Annotated in this window: 21 protein-coding genes; 10 read left to right on the top strand and 11 right to left on the bottom strand. The window is 32.3% G+C overall.

Annotated elements, in window-relative coordinates; translation table 11 throughout:
- Window positions 1-21: 21 nt before the first annotated feature.
- On the top strand, window positions 22-1,023 hold the full coding sequence (locus L3X39_RS04510) for an NAD-dependent epimerase/dehydratase family protein (protein ID WP_237230555.1): 1,002 nt from the start codon (window positions 22-24) through the stop codon (window positions 1,021-1,023).
- On the opposite strand, the gene L3X39_RS04505 is transcribed toward L3X39_RS04510, so the two are convergent.
- From L3X39_RS04505 to L3X39_RS04495, 3 genes are read right to left on the bottom strand one after another with little or no spacing between them, the layout of a single operon-like run.
- On the bottom strand, window positions 989-1,543 hold the full coding sequence (locus tag L3X39_RS04505; protein ID WP_237230554.1) for a DUF4296 domain-containing protein: 555 nt from the start codon (window positions 1,541-1,543) through the stop codon (window positions 989-991). The two genes, L3X39_RS04510 and L3X39_RS04505, sit on opposite strands and share 35 nt — an antisense overlap.
- Window positions 1,543-2,889, bottom strand: a complete 1,347-nt coding sequence (locus tag L3X39_RS04500) for a dihydroorotase (RefSeq protein WP_237230553.1) — start codon at window positions 2,887-2,889, stop codon at window positions 1,543-1,545. The genes L3X39_RS04505 and L3X39_RS04500 overlap by 1 nt, the downstream gene beginning before the upstream one ends.
- A 5-nt stretch (window positions 2,890-2,894) precedes the next feature.
- On the bottom strand, window positions 2,895-3,617 hold the full coding sequence (locus L3X39_RS04495; protein WP_237230552.1) for a polyprenol monophosphomannose synthase: 723 nt from the start codon (window positions 3,615-3,617) through the stop codon (window positions 2,895-2,897).
- Between the two features lie 118 nt (window positions 3,618-3,735).
- Between L3X39_RS04495 and L3X39_RS04490 the strand changes: the two genes are divergently transcribed.
- The 3 genes from L3X39_RS04490 to L3X39_RS04480 all read left to right on the top strand — a co-directional run bounded on the left by L3X39_RS04490 (window position 3,736) and on the right by L3X39_RS04480 (window position 5,607).
- A complete protein-coding gene (locus tag L3X39_RS04490) occupies window positions 3,736-4,380 on the top strand; it encodes a DUF4271 domain-containing protein (RefSeq protein WP_237230551.1) in 645 nt (214 codons plus the stop codon).
- A gap of 20 nt (window positions 4,381-4,400) precedes the next feature.
- Window positions 4,401-5,150 carry a uroporphyrinogen-III synthase gene (locus tag L3X39_RS04485; RefSeq protein ID WP_237230642.1) on the top strand — a complete coding sequence of 250 codons (750 nt, stop codon included), beginning with the start codon at window positions 4,401-4,403 and terminating at the stop codon, window positions 5,148-5,150.
- A 142-nt stretch (window positions 5,151-5,292) separates the two neighbouring features.
- Window positions 5,293-5,607: a hypothetical protein gene (locus tag L3X39_RS04480; protein WP_237230550.1), complete on the top strand. Its 315-nt coding sequence runs from the start codon at window positions 5,293-5,295 to the stop codon at window positions 5,605-5,607.
- A gap of 42 nt (window positions 5,608-5,649) precedes the next feature.
- Here the strand turns inward: L3X39_RS04480 and pckA are convergent, their stop codons facing one another.
- Window positions 5,650-7,266: a phosphoenolpyruvate carboxykinase (ATP) gene (pckA, locus tag L3X39_RS04475; protein ID WP_237230549.1), complete on the bottom strand. Its 1,617-nt coding sequence runs from the start codon at window positions 7,264-7,266 to the stop codon at window positions 5,650-5,652.
- A gap of 60 nt (window positions 7,267-7,326) precedes the next feature.
- Window positions 7,327-7,725, bottom strand: coding sequence for a DUF423 domain-containing protein (locus L3X39_RS04470; protein ID WP_237230548.1), 399 nt, complete (start codon window positions 7,723-7,725; stop codon window positions 7,327-7,329).
- A gap of 112 nt (window positions 7,726-7,837) precedes the next feature.
- Here L3X39_RS04470 and L3X39_RS04465 point away from each other — a divergent pair, with 112 nt between their 5' ends.
- The 3 genes from L3X39_RS04465 to L3X39_RS04455 all read left to right on the top strand — a co-directional run bounded on the left by L3X39_RS04465 (window position 7,838) and on the right by L3X39_RS04455 (window position 10,413).
- A complete protein-coding gene (locus L3X39_RS04465; protein WP_237230547.1) occupies window positions 7,838-9,202 on the top strand; it encodes a saccharopine dehydrogenase family protein in 1,365 nt (454 codons plus the stop codon).
- A gap of 120 nt (window positions 9,203-9,322) precedes the next feature.
- On the top strand, window positions 9,323-9,793 hold the full coding sequence (locus tag L3X39_RS04460) for an Lrp/AsnC family transcriptional regulator (RefSeq protein WP_237230546.1): 471 nt from the start codon (window positions 9,323-9,325) through the stop codon (window positions 9,791-9,793).
- A gap of 83 nt (window positions 9,794-9,876) precedes the next feature.
- Entirely contained in the window at window positions 9,877-10,413 is a 537-nt protein-coding gene (locus L3X39_RS04455; protein ID WP_237230545.1) for a DUF3575 domain-containing protein, read from the top strand.
- A gap of 67 nt (window positions 10,414-10,480) precedes the next feature.
- Here the strand turns inward: L3X39_RS04455 and L3X39_RS04450 are convergent, their stop codons facing one another.
- Entirely contained in the window at window positions 10,481-12,025 is a 1,545-nt protein-coding gene (locus tag L3X39_RS04450; RefSeq protein ID WP_237230544.1) for a glycine--tRNA ligase, read from the bottom strand.
- Window positions 12,026-12,245: 220 nt separating this feature from the next.
- On the opposite strand from L3X39_RS04450, the gene L3X39_RS04445 reads away from it, so the two are divergent.
- Both L3X39_RS04445 and L3X39_RS04440 read left to right on the top strand, forming a co-directional pair.
- Window positions 12,246-12,923 (top strand): ComF family protein, encoded by a 678-nt coding sequence (locus L3X39_RS04445; RefSeq protein ID WP_237230543.1) that lies wholly within the window; start codon window positions 12,246-12,248, stop codon window positions 12,921-12,923.
- A 60-nt stretch (window positions 12,924-12,983) separates the two neighbouring features.
- Window positions 12,984-14,588, top strand: a complete 1,605-nt coding sequence (locus tag L3X39_RS04440) for an Ig-like domain-containing domain (protein WP_237230542.1) — start codon at window positions 12,984-12,986, stop codon at window positions 14,586-14,588.
- Here L3X39_RS04440 and L3X39_RS04435 read toward each other — a convergent pair.
- The 5 genes from L3X39_RS04435 to L3X39_RS04415 form a co-directional block, all read right to left on the bottom strand.
- The gene (locus L3X39_RS04435) at window positions 14,581-15,360 is read right to left on the bottom strand and encodes an amidohydrolase (protein WP_237230541.1); all 780 of its coding nucleotides are present in this window, start codon (window positions 15,358-15,360) and stop codon (window positions 14,581-14,583) included. The two genes, L3X39_RS04440 and L3X39_RS04435, sit on opposite strands and share 8 nt — an antisense overlap.
- Window positions 15,361-15,368: 8 nt before the next feature.
- On the bottom strand, window positions 15,369-15,836 hold the full coding sequence (locus L3X39_RS04430) for a hypothetical protein (protein ID WP_237230540.1): 468 nt from the start codon (window positions 15,834-15,836) through the stop codon (window positions 15,369-15,371).
- A gap of 62 nt (window positions 15,837-15,898) precedes the next feature.
- Entirely contained in the window at window positions 15,899-17,041 is a 1,143-nt protein-coding gene (locus L3X39_RS04425) for a methionine aminotransferase (RefSeq protein ID WP_237230539.1), read from the bottom strand.
- Window positions 17,042-17,050: 9 nt separating this feature from the next.
- Window positions 17,051-17,743 (bottom strand): LytR/AlgR family response regulator transcription factor, encoded by a 693-nt coding sequence (locus L3X39_RS04420; protein WP_237230538.1) that lies wholly within the window; start codon window positions 17,741-17,743, stop codon window positions 17,051-17,053.
- Window positions 17,744-17,854: 111 nt separating this feature from the next.
- Window positions 17,855-18,823: a sensor histidine kinase gene (locus tag L3X39_RS04415; protein ID WP_237230537.1), complete on the bottom strand. Its 969-nt coding sequence runs from the start codon at window positions 18,821-18,823 to the stop codon at window positions 17,855-17,857.
- Between the two features lie 173 nt (window positions 18,824-18,996).
- Here L3X39_RS04415 and L3X39_RS04410 point away from each other — a divergent pair, with 173 nt between their 5' ends.
- Window positions 18,997-19,893: a thioredoxin family protein gene (locus L3X39_RS04410; RefSeq protein ID WP_237230536.1), complete on the top strand. Its 897-nt coding sequence runs from the start codon at window positions 18,997-18,999 to the stop codon at window positions 19,891-19,893.
- Window positions 19,894-19,945: the final 52 nt, after the last annotated feature.

Here is a 19,945-nt window from a genome sequence, read left to right as displayed (position 1 = left end):
ATAATTCTTTACTTTAGATGCATGATTTTAGTAACAGGAGGCACTGGTTTAGTTGGAGCACATTTGCTTTATAAGCTTGTAACTAGCGATAAAAAAGTAAGAGCTATTTACAGAAACAAACGCAAACTGGACAATGTAAAAAGTGTATTTTCTTGCTATACAGACGATTATGAAACGCTTTATAACCTAATTGATTGGGTCGAAGGCGATATTTTAGACATTCCATCACTATCAGAAGCTTTTAAAGGCATTACAAAAGTGTATCACTGTGCTGCTTTCGTTTCATTTGAACCCGACAAATATCAGCTTTTAAGAAAAACAAATATTGAAGGTACTGCCAATATTGTAAACTTAAGCATCTCTAATAATATTGAAAAGCTGTGTTATGTTAGTTCCATTGCAACTCTTGGAAAAGAATTAAACAACAAACCTATAGATGAAGATACTAATTGGAATGCCGAAGCAGATAATAATGTATACGCTATAACAAAATATGGTGCCGAAATGGAAGTTTGGCGAGGAACCCAAGAGGGATTAAAAGTGGTAATGGTTAATCCAGGAGTTATTTTGGGAGCTGGAATTTGGCGATACGGAACAGGGAGTTTATTTAAAAAAGCTAAAAAGGGTTTTAAATATTATACCTCTGGAACCGTAGCACTGGTAGATGTTGAAGACGTTGTTTCAATAATGACAAAACTTATGGATTCTGAGGTTGTTAATGAACGATTTTTATTGGTTGCTGAAAACTGGACTTATAAAGATTTTTTACAAGCATTATCAAAATCTGTAAACACTAACCCACCGAAAAAATTAGCAAGTAGCACCTTATTAAAATTAGGCTGGAAAATGGATTGGTTAGTCCATAAATTAACTGGGAAAAGAAGACAATTAACGAAGCATTTGGCGCAATCTTTATCTACTGAAACCTATTATAGTAGTGACAAAATTAAAGATGTCTTAAATTATAAATTTAAGCCTGTTAACAAAACTATTGTTTCGATTGGGAATCAGTATCCGAAATAGGTGCTACCAAACCGCCTTCTTCTTCAAACTTCTTTTTTAATAGTAATCTATTTAAAGAATCTAAAACAATTGGGTTTTTCAAAGTGTCCTTTGCGGTAATAATTGAATCTCTTCTTGCGTAAACCGCTTTAAGCGAATCTTCTTCTCGTTTTGTTTTTTCTTTCCATTCTTGAGCGTCCAAATCTTTATATTTCGCTCTAAGTGCCTCTAAACTATCTTCAACTTTATTATAAATAGCTTCATAATCTTTAATATAAAAGGCATAATAATCATTGCTTAATACAAATTGTAAACTATCGATATTATGTTTTTGATATACGTACGTTTTAATATCAATACCATGCTCTGCCATAATCCTTCTGTTGGCAGAACTAGCAGATGCAATAAGCTTTGCGTCAATTAAAATATCAACCATTTTTTCCTTCGAAATTAAATTGTCAGGTTTCTTTGGCGCTTTTAATTTATGACAGCTTGTTGCCATTAAAACTAAACATAATACTGTTACAAATTGTTTCAACATTACCTATTAAAAGTTAATCGTTTAGCAGACTTGATGTTACTAAATTTAGAGTTTTGATATACTAAACTGCCATTTAAAAACGTATGTGTAATTCTCGATTTAAAAGTAGTTCCTTCAAATGGTGACCATCCGCATTTATACAATGTGTTTTCTTTAATAACGGTCCATGGATTATTTAAATCGACCAGCACTAAATCGGCAAAATAACCTTCCTTAATATAACCACGTCGCGCTACTTGAAATAAAATGGCAGGGTTATGACACATTTTCTCTACAATTTTTTCTAAAGATATTTTGCCTTTATGATACATTTCTAACATAGCAGGTAAAGCGTGTTGTACTAACGGACCTCCTGATGGTGCATTAGTGTAAACGTTTTTCTTTTCGTCTATAGTATGTGGAGCATGATCCGTAGCAATTACATCAATTCTATCATCTAACAATGCTTTCCATAATTGGTCACGATCTTTTTCCGTTTTTACCGCTGGATTCCATTTTATAAAGGTGCCTTTTTTATCATAGTCTTCATCAGAAAACCATAAATGATGGATGCAAACCTCAGCAGTAATTTTTTTGTCTTTTAAAGGAATTTTATTGGTAAACAAATTAGTTTCTTTACCTGTAGACAGGTGAAAAACATGCAATCTAGCTCCAGTTTTTTCAGCTAATTCTATAGCTTTTGAAGATGACAGATAACAAGCTTCTTCACTTCTAATAATGGGATGGTATTTTATTGGAATATCATCACCAAATTTATCTATGTGCTCTTTCAGATTCTTTTTTATGGTGCCTTCATCTTCACAATGCACAGAAATAACCATCGATGTACTTTTAAATATTTTTTCTAACACTTCAGGATCATCTACCAACATATTTCCAGTTGAAGATCCTAAAAAAAGTTTTAATCCTGCAACTTGATTTACATCTAGTTTTAAAATTTCATCCAAATTATCATTAGTACCACCAAACATAAACGAATAATTAGCAAACGATGTTTGGGCAGCAATCTCAAATTTTTCTTCAAGCTTTTCTACAGTCGTAGTTTGAGGGTTAGTATTTGGCATTTCAATAAATGACGTAATACCACCAGCAATCGCTGCCCTACTCTCTGTTTCAATATTGGCTTTGTGAGTTAATCCAGGTTCTCTAAAGTGAACTTGGTCATCAATAGCTCCGGGTAATAAATATTTCCCTTCAGCATCTAAAACAAATACATCAGCTGATTTGGGACTTATAGACTCACTTATTTCTTTTATGTATTCGCCTTCAATTAACACATCGCCATTAAAAATAGTGCCTTCATTCACTATTTTTGCATTCTTTATAAGTGTAATTTTTTGATTCATTTTTTCTATTTTTTAAATAGACTTTTTAATTTCATAGAAATGACTCCAAAAACAGCTTCAGATATAATTCTTGAACTTAATTTAGATTCGCCTCGCATTCTATCAGTAAAAATAACTGGAACTTCAACTATTTTAAACTTCTTCAAATTCGCTTTAAACTTCATTTCAATTTGAAAAGCATAACCAATAAATCTGATGGTATCTAAATTTATAGATTCTAACACTTCTCTCTTATAACAAACAAATCCTGCTGTTGTATCGTGAATTTTCATCCCAGTAATCAAACGCACATATTTTGATGCTAAATACGACATAAGTACCCTACTCATTGGCCAGTTAACAACATTTACGCCCTTTACATATCTAGACCCAATGGCAACATCGGCATCATCGCTGTGACATGCGTTGTAAAGTTTTTGAATGTCTTTTGGGTTATGTGAAAAATCAGCATCCATTTCAAAAATATACTTATAGTGCTTTTCTAAACACCACTTAAACCCATGAATATATGCAGTACCTAATCCAGATTTCACCTTTCTTACTTCTAAAAATAATTTTTTTGGGAACTCCTCTTGAAGTTCTTTTACTTTTAAAGCAGTTAAATCTGGGGAATTATCATCAACAATAAGGATATGTATAGCATCCGATTGAGCAAAAATAGCTCTTATTATAGCTTCGATGTTTTCTATTTCATTATATGTTGGTATAATTACAATAGTGTCTGTCATATTTCTGTATGTTGAAACCCAAATTAGTTTTGGCAAATGTACATTAATAAGCGTTTATTTTTTTTAAATATTCCTTAATAATATCCCTCAATATTAAAATTTATGATAATTTTAAGCCATGTATCGCAACATAGTTTCAAACGAATTGTTTACCATTTTAATAGTTATTGGTTTAGTAATTGTTGCTATTGCTAAATTAAGAGCGCCAAAGCGTTTTGAAGATTTTTTGATCGTTTTAGGTAATAATAAATATCTTAAAATTTATGCGAGAGACCAGAAATTTTTAGATGTATTTGACGGTTTGTTGTTTGGTAATTTGATTCTGTCATTATCTGTTTTTTGTTACATTTTTTACCAACACATTACAAATACTCAACAAGTATCAATTAACACCATGTTTAAATTATGTATTGGCATTACTACTTTCATTTTAATAAAAGTACTTGTTGAACGATTGATAGCTAGTGTTTTTGAAATTGATAAAATAATTGACACCTATCTTTTTCAAAAAATAAGCTATAAAAACTATTTAGGGGTTTTATTGTTACCAATAAATGCCTTATTATTATTCACTTTAAAACCTACTTTAACTTTATTTTATATTATAATTATTTTATTATTAATCATAAATATTGTTGGCTTAATAAGTTTGTTTAAATCCAATCAAAGTTTAATAAAAAACAACATATTTTATTTTATTTTGTATCTTTGCGCACTTGAAATCGCACCCTATGTTATTTTATATAAGGTGTTTTTTACTTAATGAACAAACTATTTGCGCCTATGAAAGTGAAAACCATTTTAGTATCTCAACCAGAACCTAAAATAGAGAACTCGCCTTACTTCGATTTACAAGAAAAACAAAAAGTAAAAATAGATTTTAGACCATTCATTCATGTAGAAGGCGTATCTGCAAAAGATATAAGGCAGCAAAAAGTTGATTTAAATAAGTATACTGCTATTATTTTAACGAGTAGAAATGCGGTAGACCATTTCTTTAGAGTTGCCGAAGAAATGCGCTTTAAGGTTCCTGATAGTATGAAATACTTCTGTCAGTCTGAAGCTGTTGCCTTTTATTTACAAAAATATGTGGTTTATAGAAAGCGTAAAATTTATGTTGGAAAAAGCTCTTTTTCTGAGCTTTCGCCATTAATTAAAAAATATAAAGACGAGAAGTTTTTACTTCCAAATACCGATAAGGTAAAAGATGAAGTCCCAGATACCCTGAACGCTTTAGGTGTCAATTGGAAGCAAGCTACATTTTATAAAACCGTTATAAGCGACTTAACGGATTTAGCTAATGTATATTATGATATATTAGTATTTTTTAGTCCTTCAGGAATAGAATCGTTATTTCAAAATTTCCCGGATTTTAAACAAAATGAGACTCGTATAGCGGTTTTCGGTAACACGACTATTAAAGCTGTTGAAGAAAAAGGATTGCGTGTAGATATTGCAGCACCAACACCTGAAACACCTTCTATGACGATGGCTTTAGAAAAATATATTGAAAAGGTAAATAAAGGTAAATAGCCTGATTTTCAGCAAAAAATATAAAAAGGGACGATTTAAAAAATTGTCCCTTTTTATATATAGCTCAAATAAAAATTGTTTATCATCTAGGTATCTAATAAAACCGTATATTTAAATATCTAACTTTTTAAAAACATACAACATGAAGAAAAAGATTTTTTGTTTGATGCTATTAGCTATATCATTTATTTCATTTCCAAATGAACTTATGGCTTCTGAAAAACCTCCGATACATAAAACCACAAATGCTGAGGAAATTCCAGAAGAAATAAGGGTTATGATTGACCGTTTAACCGAAATAAAAGAAATGGATAAATCGAATTTAAATCGTTTAGAAAGAAAGGAATTGCGAAGAGAAGTAAAAACTATTAAGAAAAGTGTTAGAGCTTCTGGCAATGGCATCTATATATCTAGTGGTGCCATTATTATTATATTACTATTAATTATTATTCTTTAATAAAATAAAAAAGCCCAATTTAATTAGATTGGGCTTTTTTAATTAGAATGCATAACGTTGCGGTCCGCCTCGTCTAATTTCTTCATTACAATGCATTTCAAACTTCTTGAAATTTTCTCTAAATGCATTGGTTAATTTAAAAGCTGTTTTATAATAAGCTTCGTCATCATTCCATGTCGCTCTAGGGCTTAAAACACTTGTTGGAACACCTGGACAAGATCTAGGTTGGGCTACTCCAAACACTGAGTGTATATGGTAATCATCATAATTATAAAGTCCTAAATCACCATTTAAAACCGCATTAATCATGGCACGCGTATATTTTAATTTCATTCTTGTACCAACACCGTAAGGTCCACCGGTCCAACCAGTATTTACTAACCAAACATTAACACCTGCTTCAATCATTTTCTGACTTAACATTTCAGCATATTTTGAAGGGTGCAATGGCATAAAAGGTGCTCCAAAGCATGCCGAAAATGACGGTACAGGCTCAACAACACCAGCCTCAGTTCCTGCAACCTTCGCCGTATAACCAGATATAAAGTGATACGCTGCTTGACTTGGAGTTAACTTAGAAATTGGAGGCAATACTCCAAAAGCATCAGCCGTTAAAAAGAATATATTTTTAGGATTTTTTCCTATAGAAGGAACTTGAATGTTCTCAATATGATGTAGCGGATAGCTAACTCTTGTATTTTGAGTGATAGATGTATCTGCAAAGTCCACATCGCCATTTTTATCCAAAATTACATTTTCAAGAATAGCTCCTTTTTTAATGGCGTCAAATATTTCAGGTTCGTTTTCTCTTGAAAGGTTAATCACTTTTGCATAACAACCACCTTCAAAGTTAAACACGGTGTTTTCATTTGTCCAACCATGCTCATCATCACCTATTAAACTTCTATTAGGATCTGTTGATAAAGTTGTTTTTCCAGTACCTGACAATCCAAAAAATATAGCAGTATCTCCATATTTTCCAACATTGGCACTACAATGCATAGGTAATGTATTTTTAAAAACAGGTAGGATAAAGTTTAATGCCGAAAAAATACCCTTTTTAATTTCTCCAGTATAACCAGTTCCACCTATTAAAGCTATCTTTTTGGTGAAATTTAAAATCGCGAAATTATGTTGTCGTGTACCATCTTCATCTGGATTTGCCATAAACCCTGGTGCATTTACTACGGTCCATTCTGGATCAAAATTTTCTAATTCACCCTCAGTAGGACGTAAAAACATATTGTATGCAAACTGGTTGCTCCATGGGTATTCGTTGATAACTCGAATATTTAATTTGTAATTATCGTCAGCACATGCATAACTATCTCTTACAAAAACCTCTTTGTTAGATAAATAGGCAACAACCTTATCATAAAGCTTATCAAACTTATCGGTTTCGAAAGGTATATTTATTTTACCCCACCAAACTTTATCTTCAGTAATATCATCTTTTACGATAAATCTGTCTTGTGGCGAGCGACCAGTAAACTCTCCCGTATTAACCGCTAATGCGCCCGAAGAAGCTTCAACACCTTGCCCTTTAGCAATAGTTATTTGATGTAATTCTTCTGGAGATAATTGATAATTAATTTTGGCATTTTTTATGCCATATTGCTCTAACGAAATCGTTTGCGTAAACTGACTAGAACTTTCCATAAAATGATATAAAATTATTTATTGTGCAAAATTAAAACAATTATTTAAGGTATCCTTTAATTAATTGCTGTTTTTAGACCCCATTTTTAAGAAATCTATAAGCATAAAACTCCAAGCTAAAATTAAAAGTAAGCCACCTATTGGCGTTATAAAACCAATACTTTTAAAGTCGAAACTGGTTAATGCATTTGTTGCCAAACCATAAATTGAACCTGAAAAAAATAAGATTCCAATCATTACCAAAACATAAATTATTCGTTTTGTTTTTAAATTTATATAAGCTGTATTTCCTACAAAAAGGAGTAAAATCGCATGATACATTTGGTAGCGCACTCCAGTTTCAAAAGTTTGTTGAGCTTCAATGGATATTAATTGTTTTAAACCATGCGCACCAAAAGCTCCAAGTACAATACCAATAATACCTAATAAGGATGCTGTAATTAAAATGGTCTTGTTCATATTTCAATAAATTATTCTCAATAAATACTTGATATATTTATTAAATTCGTAAAATTAAATAGTAATTTAGCACTTACTTAATGCCAAACAAAATTACTTAACAAAACCCAAAATGCGAAAAATTTTAATCATTGGTTCTGGAAAATCTACTTCTTACCTTTTAAAATATTTACTCGATAAATCAACCTCAGAAAACATATTTATTACTGTTGGTGATCTAAATATTGAAAACGCCAAAAAACTTATTGGTAATCATAATAATGCTAATGCGATTACGCTCGATGTTTTTGATAAGTCCTCTAGGATTGAAGCTGTTAAAAATGCAGATATCGTAGTATCTATGCTTCCGGCAAGATTTCATATTGAAGTGGCTAAAGATTGTATTACCTACAAAAAGCATATGGTAACCGCCTCTTATGTTAGCCCCGAAATGCAAGCATTAGACGATTATGCTAAAGCGAACGGACTAGTATTAATGAATGAAATAGGGGTAGACCCTGGTATTGACCACATGAGCGCTATGCAAGTTTTGGATAGAATTAGAGACCATGGTGGAAATGTTATTTTGTTTGAATCTTTCACAGGTGGTTTGGTAGCACCAGAAAGCGACAACAATCTTTGGAATTACAAATTTACATGGAACCCCAGAAATGTAGTGACAGCTGGTCAAGGTGGTGCTGCAAAATTTTTACAAGAAGGCACTTATAAATATATTCCTTATAACCGCTTATTCAGACGTACAGAATTTTTAGATATTGATGGGTTTGGACGATTCGAAGCCTATGCCAATAGAGATTCTTTAAAATATCAAAGTGTTTATGGTCTTGATACCATTAAAACGCTGTATCGTGGCACGATGCGTCGTGTAGGTTTTAGTAGAGCATGGAACATATTTGTAACACTTGGAATGACTGATGACAGCTATATTATGGATGGTAGTGAAAATATGACCTATCGGGATTTTGTAAACGCCTTTCTGCCGTATAGTCCATCTGATTCAGTCGAACTAAAGTTGCGCCATCAATTAAAGATAGATCAAGATGATATTGTTTGGGACAAACTAGTTGAACTCGATATTTTCAGTTCAGAAAAACATGTTGAACTCAAAAAAGCAACACCTGCTGAAATACTTCAAAAAATATTAATGGATAGCTGGACTCTTTCAGAAAACGACAAAGACATGATAGTTATGTATCACAAATTTGGCTATGAAAAAGATGGTAAAAAATACCAAATAGATGCTAATATGGTAGTAGTTGGCGACGACCAAACTTATACAGCCATGGCAAAAACCGTAGGTTTACCAGTTGCCATAGCAACCCTTGCCATCTTAAACGGAAAGATTAAAACGCCTGGTGTTCAAATACCAATTTCAAAAGAAGTTTATCAACCCATTTTAACTGAATTAGCCTCATTTGGCATCAATTTTAACGAAAAAGAAGTGCCTTATCTTGGGTATAATCCATTAAATAATTAGTTTTTGGGTTACCTGGTCCCTTTACGAGTTCAGGATAAAAAACACCCTGAAATCCCAAAAGCAAAATCCCTTTCAGTTTAAAAGTAAATAACTACATTTATGTTTTAGATTAAAATTAAAATGAAGCAAAAAACAAAAACTATAACCATTGACGGTATCGATAAAAAAATACTTCGCGCCCTAATGCAAGATGCCAGAACACCTATTTTAGAAATAGCACGTAACGTTGGTATTTCAGGAGCGGCGATTCATCAACGGTTGCGGAAACTGGAAAAATCAAAATTACTTTCTGGTTCAAAATTCATCATAAATCCTAAAGCACTAGGCTATTCAACATTAGCATTTGTGGGTATTTATTTAGATAAAGTGGCAAATTCTGAAGATATTATTAGAGCCTTAAAAAAGATTCCGGAAGTTTTAGAATGCCACTACACAACAGGTGTTTACAGTATTTTTATAAAACTTATTTGTTTAGATAATGCTCACTTAATGAATTTGTTAAGTAACAACATTCAGACTATTACAGGTGTTTTAAGAACAGAATCTCTGATTTCGTTAGACCAACAAATTGACAGACAAATACATATATAGTTTAACAAAATAAAGTAGTTTCTTACGCAACCTTTTAATATAATTGCATCTAAATAAACATGCAATCAATAATTTATTCTTACATGAAAAAATCACTACTCTTTTTACTCGCTTCATTATTTATATCATATTCCGCATTTTCACAAGAGGAAAATGAAGAAACAACTACTGGACAGCAAAACTTTAATGAATTAAAATTAAACGGATTGTTTCTTATTCTTGGTGCTTTTGAAGCAACTTACGAACGTACTTTAAATGAAGAATCAGGTATTGGTGTTACAGCTTTTCTTCCAATTGATAACGATGTTAGCGATGATATTAAATATTATATCTCACCATATTATCGTCTTTATTTTGGAGAAAAATATGCCGCTGGATTTTATGTTGAAGGTTTTGGTATGCTTAATTCTACAAATCGCAATATAGATCTTTTTGATACAGATGAAGATGATTTTAGAACGGACTTTGCGCTTGGTATTGGCTTAGGAGGAAAATGGATGACTAAAAGCGGATTTATTGGTGAGTTAGGTTTTGGTGTTGGTAGAAACTTATTTAACAATAGTAACACGGACTATGAATTTATTGGCAAAGGTGGCATCACTATTGGCTACAGATTCTAAAATATTATTTTAAGTTAAATAAAAAACCCTAAGTTTTCACTTAGGGTTTATTTTTTAAAGGAGTATATTATTTCATCTTCATCAACCAAGTACGTACATCTACTTCTTGTTTGATGATGTTTCTTAAATCTTCAATTTTAACACGCTGTTGTTCCATGGAATCTCTGTGACGAATGGTAACCATATTATCTTCTAAAGTATCATGATCTACAGTAATACAAAATGGTGTTCCGTTAGCATCTTGTCTTCTATAACGACGCCCTACTGCATCTTTTTCGTCATAATCTACATTAAAATCCCATTTTAAATCATCAACTATTTGTTTTGCTATTTCTGGCAACCCATCTTTTTTAACCAATGGTAAAACCGCTGCTTTTACTGGCGTTAATACACTTGGTAATTTTAAAACAGTTCTTGTCGTGCCATTTTCTAGTTCTTCCTCAACTAAAGAATTAGAAAATACTGCCAAAAACATTCGATCTAAACCAATAGAGGTTTCCAAAACATAAGGCACATAGCTTTTGTTCTCTTCGTGGTCGAAATATTGTAATTTTTTACCAGAGAATTTTTCGTGCTGACTTAAATCAAAATCGGTACGCGAATGAATACCTTCCAATTCTTTAAACCCAAACGGGAATTTAAATTCAATATCGGCAGCCGCATCGGCATAATGCGCCAGTTTTTCATGGTCATGAAAACGGTAATTATCGGCACCCATTCCTAAGCTTAAATGCCATTTTAATCGGGTTTCTTTCCAATGCTCATACCACTCTTTTTGAGTTCCTGGTTTTATAAAAAACTGCATTTCCATTTGCTCAAATTCGCGCATTCTGAAAATAAACTGTCTTGCCACAATTTCGTTTCTAAAAGCTTTACCTGTTTGCGCTATACCAAACGGAATTTTTAATCGACTGGTTTTTTGAACATTTAAAAAATTAACAAAAATACCTTGCGCCGTTTCTGGTCGTAAATATAAATCCATGGCGTTATCAGCCGAAGCACCTAATTTAGTACCAAACATGAGGTTGAATTGCTTAACATCGGTCCAGTTTCGGCTTCCTGTTAGTGGGTCGGCAATTTCTAACTCTTCTATAAGTGCTTTTACATCGGCCAAATCTTCGTTTTCTAAAGATTTTGCCATCCTTGAAAGCGTTGTATTTATTTTTTCTTGATAGCCTAAAACACGTTGGTTTGTTGATACAAATTCTTCTTTATTGAAAGCATCGCCAAAACGTTTAGCCGCTTTGTCAACTTCTTTATCAATTTTAGCTTCAATTTTAGCGCAATAATCTTCAATTAAAACATCGGCTCTATATCTTTTTTTAGAATCTTTATTATCAATTAAAGGGTCATTAAACGCATCAACGTGCCCCGAAGCTTTCCAAGTGGTTGGGTGCATAAATATAGCTGCATCAATACCTACTATATTGTCATTCATTTGCACCATGGCTTTCCACCAATAGTCGCGTATATTTTTTTTGAGTTCTGCTCCGTTTTGTGCGTAGTCGTAAACGGCACTTAAACCGTCGTATATTTCACTGCTTTGAAACACATACCCGTATTCCTTTGCGTGTGATATTACCTTCTTAAATTGATCATCTTGATTTGCCATGGTGCAAAAATAAAAAAGGGATTCAAACAAAGTACGTTATAGCGTAAAAAATAACCATTGAAATTCTTTTTTATGATTTAATTATCTTTAGACATGTTTAGCGTTAGGGATTGTAGTGAAAATCCTTTTTTATTGTGGATTTTCACCATAATTAGGAATGACAGAATAAAAAAGATTGAAACGTAAAGCCCGACCCAAAGGGTAACGCCCAAAAAATGATATGATAAAGCCTGTTGTTAATTTGTTTTTTCCGAAAGTATGTTATGCTTGCCATAGCTTGTTGGATGATAATGAAGAAACCATTTGTTTGGATTGTAGACATGATTTGCCCGTTACCAATTTTCATTTTGACAATAATGATTCGGTTGCCAAAGTACTTTATGGACGTGCAAAAATTGAGCAAGGAACAGCGCTTTTTAGGTTCGAAAAAAAAGGTATTGTACAGCAACTCATTCACAACCTTAAATACCGAGGACATGAGGAAATTGGTTTTGTGCTTGGAAATTGGCTTGGTAACGAGTTAAATACTGTTGAAAGCTATAAGCCTATTGATGTAGTTATTCCCGTTCCACTTCATAAAAATAAACTTAAAAAAAGAGGTTATAATCAAGTTGCTAAATTTGGGGAACAAATTGCTAAAGCTTTAAATGCGGCGTATTTAGAGGATGTTTTGGTAAAGATTACTAACACCAAATCGCAAACCAATAAAGGTCGATTTATGCGCTGGACAAATAACGAGGAATTGTTTGCACTGAAAAATATGGATGCCATTGAAAACAAACACATTTTATTGGTGGATGACATTATTACCACAGGTGCTACTTTGGAGGCTTGTATTGGGGTTTTAAATCATGCAAAAAATATAAAAATAAGTGTTGCCACCATGGCAATAGCCTAAGTGTATTAATCGTTATATTTCCAAAATTCATGTACTTTTGCTAAAAATTTAAAATTGTTGATGAACAAAACCCTTTCAAATTTTATTTTAGCTGCCGTTATTGGTTTTATTTTTATAAACTGTGCAAACCGAGGAACACCGGACGGAGGCCCAAAAGACGACACACCACCAACAATTGTTAAGTCTGAACCCGAGAACTTTTCTACTAACTTTACAGGTAACGAAATACGTGTGTATTTTGATGAATATATTACTATTAAAGACTTACAGAAGCAACTTATTATTTCGCCACCCTTGAAAACTCAACCAGAGGTAAAACCACTTGGTGGTGCAAATAAATACATTTCAATTAAAATTTTTGATACCCTACAACCCAATACTACATACGCCTTTAACTTTGGAAATAGTATTACCGATAACAACGAAGGCAACCCTTATCCGTTTTACCGCTATGTGTTTTCTACGGGAGATTATATAGATTCGCTTACTGTTAAAGGTAACATTGTTGATGCCTTAAAAAAACAGCCTGAAACTTTTGTAAATGTTGCTCTATATGAGGTGGATTCAACATTTACAGATTCTATTATTTATAAGAAAGTTCCTAAATACATCACCAATACATTAGATAGTTTAACAACATTTTCTATTGAAAATATTAAAGCAGGAAAGTATCTTTTAGTAGCCTTAAAAGATGGGAATGGTGACAATAAATTTCAACAAAAAACGGATCAAATTGGGTTTTATAAAGAGTATATTGAGGTACCAACCGATTCGGTTTATACGTTGAAATTATTCTCAGAAGCCTTAGATTTTGATGCTACAAGACCAAGGCTTATTTCTGGCGAAAAAATAGCCTTTGGTTATGAAGGAAGTTATGAAGGCATGAACATAAAAATACTATCTGAAACACCACAAGACTTTGAATACCGAATTACAAAAGATGAAAAAAAGGACACGCTTTATTATTGGTATAAACCAAGATTGGAAGTAGACTCGCTTATTTTTAAAGTATCAAACACAAACTTTGAAAAAGATTTTACCGTTAGAATAAGTGAACAAAAAAGAGATTCCTTACGGATTACTGTATCACCAAAAGGTGTTATAGGATATGATGAAGATTTTAAAATTAGTGGCAACACCCCTTTTACAAGTTTTGACGTTTCAAAAGTTACTTTGATAGACAAAGATTCTATTAATGTCGCTTTTACTTCAAAATATGATAGCATTGCTAATACCTATGCATTAAACTTTAATAAAACAGAGGCTAACGGTTATAAAATGCGCATACTACCAGAGGCCATTTTTGATTTTTTTGGAGACACTAACGACACTTTAAATTATACCCTTAGCACAAAAAAGAGTTCGGATTTTACTAACCTGAGAGTTAATCTGGTAAATCCTCCGTTTCCGTTAATTGTTCAAATTATCGATGCCAAACAAGAAGTAAAATATGAGCAATACACTACCGAAGAAAACGTTTTGGATTTTCTTAATGTTGCTCCAGGAAAATACAGTTTAAGGGCTATTTTAGATACCAACGGTAATAAAAAGTATGATTCTGGGAGTTACCTTGAGAAAATACAACCTGAACGAGTTGTCCATTTTGAAATAGACGATGAATTAAGAGCCGGTTGGGATCTTATTCAAACCGTCATATTTAAGTAATCGTAAACGTGTCTTTATCGTCTAAAAAGCGCAATTTATTTCGGTAAGTTTCAATATGTCTTTTTTCTAAAGTTACTAGAAGCGTTTGTTCTTTATTAGGCTCGATATCTGTCATTTGATTTCCCAGTACATCGTACACTGCTGAATGCCCTGAATACTCACTGTTTACGCCATCAATTCCCACGCGATTAACGCCAATACAGTAACTCATATTTTCTATAGCACGAGCCTTTAACAAAGCGTCCCAAGCAGAAATTCTCGGTTTTGGCCAGTTGGCTACATATAATAAAACATCGTAGTCATCAACATTTCTAGCCCATACTGGAAAACGTAAATCGTAACAAATCAATGGGCAAAATTTCCAGCCTTTATATTCAGTAATAAATTGCTTTGACCCAGCCGTATAAACTTTGTGCTCTCCAGCCAATGTAAATGTATGCCGTTTATCATAATATTCCAGAGTTCCTGATGGTGTTACAAACAACAATCTATTATAAAAATTATTGTCTTCTGAAATTACAATACTTCCAATAATAGCTGCTTGCTTTCTGGTAGCTAAATCCTGCATCCAAGAAACCGTTTTACCTGTCATGGTTTCAGCCACCTTTTCAGCATTCATGGTAAATCCTGAAGTAAACATTTCAGGAAGTACAATCACATCTACCTCTTCGGAAATGCTCTGAATTTTTTTACTGAAATTAACCCTATTTTGCTCTGGGTTTTCCCAAACTAAATCTGCTTGAATTAACGCTATTTTTAATTGACTTTGCATCTAAATTTCTATAATTTCCTTTTGGCTTTTATTGTAGCTTTATTATATTTTTCAATTTTATCGAGCCATTTTTTTTCATCTTCAGGCGAAAGTTTCCCTTTCTTTTTTAGTTTTTCATACTTTTTAATGGCGTCTTCATACTTTTTCTCTGCCTTATTAAAATTTGACTCAGCCTTTTCTTTTTGTTTTAAAGCTTTTTCAGCCTTTTTTTGCTTCTTTTCGGCTCTTTTTTGGTCTTTTTCGGCATTTTTTAGTCTTTTTTCTTCTCTTTCAGCAGCTTTAATTCGTGCTATCTCTCTATCAAACGCCTCTCTTATTTGCAGCTGTTCTTCAGTTGATAGAGTCTCCGTTACATCAAGGCCTCCTTTAAATATTTGTCCCTTTTTCACTTCATACATTGCGCCGTTAACACTAACTTCTTGGGCGTTTACAAGACATCCTACACTTATAAACACTAATAATAAAAATAATTTCATGATTTTTTACCTTTTAAATTTATCCATTTATTATTTAGACCCCAAACTATTAAAAAAGTAACTTAAATGTGCGTTAAAATTTCTGCAGCTTTTTTTAAGGTGTCGTCTTTTTTTGCGAAACAAAACCTTAACACCTTATTGTCTAAATTATTGGTGTTAAAAACGGATAATGGAATTGAGGCAATACCAGATTCCTTCGTTAGTCGCTTTGCATAATCTACATCATATTCATTTGTAATATCAGAGTAATCCAACACTTGAAAATAAGTGCCTTTTGATGGTTTAAATTTGAATCTTGAACCTTTAATCAAACTCAAAAACAAGTCTCTTTTTCTTTGGTAAAACTCGGATAATTCTAAATAATGTTTAGGTTCTTGCATATAGTCTGCAATACCTTTTTGGGTTGGGTGATGAATGCAAAACACATTGAACTGATGTACTTGCATAAACAATTCCATGAGTTCTTTTGGGGCGCAACAATAGCCTATTCGCCAACCCGTATTATGAAAAGTTTTACAAAACGAAGCTACAACAAAACTCCTTGATTTTAAATCAGGAAATAAACAAGCACTTTGATGTGTTCCACCGTCATAAACCATGTGCTCATAAACCTCATCACTTAACACGATAATATTCGTATTTTTGGTAAGGCTTTCCAACTGCAACATATCTTCCTTTGAAAACACGGTTCCTGACGGATTATGAGGTGTGTTTATAATAATCATTTTAGTACGATTATTAATCTTTTGCTTCACATCATTCCAGTCTACTTTAAAATCTGGGGCTTTTAATTGTACCGCTATCGCTTTCCCACCGTTTAACTCTATTGCAGGTTGGTAACTATCATACGCTGGTTTAAAAATAATGACTTCATCATTTGGTTTTACAAACGCATTTATAATGGTAAAAATAGCTTGAGTTGCACCAGCAGTAACTGTTATTTCATTTTCTGGATGATAGCTGGTATTATAAAGTAACTCTATCTTTTTTGAAATAGCATCTCTTAATTCTAAATTTCCAGCCATTGGCGCATATTGATTGTAACCTTCATTCATGGCTTTACTAACTAAATCATTAAGTTTTTGGTCGCTACCAAAATCGGGAAACCCTTGAGATAAATTAATCGCATTATGCTGTTTTGCCAACCCACTCATTATAGAAAAAATAGTAGTTTCTACATTGGGAAGTTTAGAAATGTGGTGCATATAATTAAGTTAAACTATTTGTAAGCGCTTTAACAACTCTTGTTTGTAAGTCCTTCCTATAGGGATTTTATGGTCTTTTACAAAAAGGGTGTTGCCAGAAATCTTATCTACAAATTTACTATTTATTATGAAGGATTTATGCACTTGAATAAATTGATTTTCAGGGAGCTTAGTAACCCAATTTTTAAGTGAATCAATATATGCCAGCCTCTGTGAGTTTGTAATAACCGTGACATAATTTCTATCCGATTCTAGAATTAAAATATCATTTAAAACTATTTTATGAAGTGTTTTATCTACGTTTAAAAATATAGTTTCCTCATCTTCGTCGGCAGTATGTTCATGAGGCTTTAATCGGTCTTTAGTTTTGTTAATTGCTTTTAAAAATCTATCAAACGAAAAAGGTTTAACCAAGTAATCTACAATCGTATCAAGTTCAAAACTATTAACAGCGTATTCAGGATAAGCGGTTGTCATGATAATGGCTGGTGGATTTTTAATCGTTCTTATAAAATCCAACCCCGACATATCGGGTAAATTAATATCTAGAAACACTAAATCGATCTTACTAGTATTCAAAAACGAATTCGCCTCAATAGCCGCTTTAAAGGTTCCAACTAAATTTAAAGCAGGAATTTTTTCAATAAAATTCTTTAAAATTTTTTGAGCTGGAATTTCGTCTTCAATTATGATGCAATTCATTGTTATTTAGTTTAGTTACTTCGTGTGATTTTCATCAGAAAATAGTATCGAGAATTTACATGTTCTCGATACAAAATTCTTTTCAAGAATTTCACTCGAACTGACTTTTCATTATAAATCTAAATTTAACGTTACTCTAAACTTATCATTTTTTTCAACGCTAAATGTGTAAGCGTCTTTATAAATAAGCTCTAATCGCTTTTCTAAGTTTTGTAAACCAATTTTAAAATCGTTTGTTGTCACTTTTTGTATATCAAAATCGTTCTCACAAACGAGCTTCAATCTATTATTTTCAACCTCAATATTCACTAAAATATCGCTATGTAATGTACTATGTTTAAATGCATTTTCAATAACCGTAATTAACAACAATGGTGCTATTTGGTGTTGCGATGAATCTATTTTTTTATTATAAATAATCTGCTTAACCCCTTCGGTTCTTATGGTTTGAAATTTTATATAGTTGTCAATAAACTGAATTTCCTTTTCCAACGAAATGGTCTTTTCATTACTTTCATAAAGCACATGCTTTAAGTTATCTGAAAGCATTAAAATTAATTCTGGCGTTTCGTTTGGTTTTTCTAACGAATACGAATAAATGGTGTTCAAATTATTAAACAACACATGCGGATTTATTTGAGACTTTAAAAACTTAAGCTCCATTTCAGCATGTTCTTTTTTCACCTTTACGACTTCCTCTTGCTCGTCAATAAACCGATATAAAATCCATATAAAGGAGAAAAAAATAAGTGGCACCAATGTTTGCCATAAATAATCACTTAAACATTTTTGAAGGCTACATCCACATTGGGCGAATGCATAACAATATAATTGAGTAGCAAAAAAAGAAATGGTAGCAAACACGAAAATGTAAAGTGCGTAAAACTTCTTTTTAACAAAAAAAGGTAATAGAAAAAAGTGATTGATATACACAATAACCACCAAAAGTGAAACATATTGCAAAAACGGATTCTCGCGCCAATAATAATCAGAAAACAAAAACAGTGATACAAATACAAACAACATCCAAAACAAGATATGTACTAATATTTGCGAAATATGTTTATTAATCAATGTCATGTTTTAAATGTAGTTATAAAAGCGAAAAGCATCAAAAAATGTGTATAAAAGTGCATTTTGGAATTGCAAACAACCAAAATTGCTGTTTGTTAATTTAAGTATGCTGTTTGCAAATTTAATTGGGTTTACTCACAAAACTGGAATATGTTTGATATTATCATCAATCAAAAATCATGCAACGAACAGTTTTCTTTTCTATTCTATTACTTGGCCTACAGTTATGTTTTTCCCAATCTTTAAATCATATTGAAACCGATGTCAAAGGCAACGAAGTGCTACTCGGAAAAATCAATAAAACGGCATTAACCAACAACTCTTTTAACGAGTGGTTTTCTAAAAACTATGGCGATTATTTAGTAAATAAAAGTGTCATAAAGCAACTAAAAGACTCATTAAAACAATACGAAATTAAAGTGTTTTTAGGTACCTGGTGCGGTGATAGTAAACGAGAAATCCCTAGGTTTTACAAAGTAATTGAAACTGCAAAATTTCCAGAAAGCCAATTGCAAGTTATTGCGGTAAATAGAACAGAAGATGCATACAAACAAAGTCCAAATCACGAAGAAAAAGGCTTGAATATACACCGTGTACCCACATTCATTTTTTATAAAAACGGAAATGAGGTTAATAGAATTGTAGAATATCCAAAAGAAACTTTAGAGCGCGATATGCTATCTATTGTAACCGATAATAAGTACACGCCAAATTATATGGCGGCAAATTATTTCGATTATTTACTCAATTCTAAAACATTAGACGCATTAAAAAATGAGGAGCCCGAGTTAGTTTCAAGACTTGCTGAGTTTGTAAAAGGCAGCAGAGAGCTAAATACTTATGGGTATTCGCTTTTGCGCTCTAATCAAACCGAAAAAGCACTCTATGTGTTTGATTTGAATACCAAAATATTTCCCTACAAATACAATGTTTATGATAGCTTAGGGGAAGCCTATTATGTAACTAAAATATATTCTGAAGCTTTAAAAAATTATTATAAAGTTTTAAGTTTAAACCCCGATGATAAAAATGCTTTGGAAATGGTTGAGAAGGTTAAGTTAAAAACAGGTAACTAGACTTCTCGATACAAATTTGTTTCACAAATTCACTCGATGTGACGGTTGGAAT

This window comes from Flaviramulus multivorans (genome assembly GCF_021728415.1).
In the GTDB taxonomy this organism is placed as follows: Bacteria; Bacteroidota; Bacteroidia; order Flavobacteriales; family Flavobacteriaceae; genus Sabulilitoribacter; species Sabulilitoribacter multivorans.
Note: the sequence above shows the minus strand (reverse complement) of the source record. Positions and strands in the feature narration are given on the sequence as shown.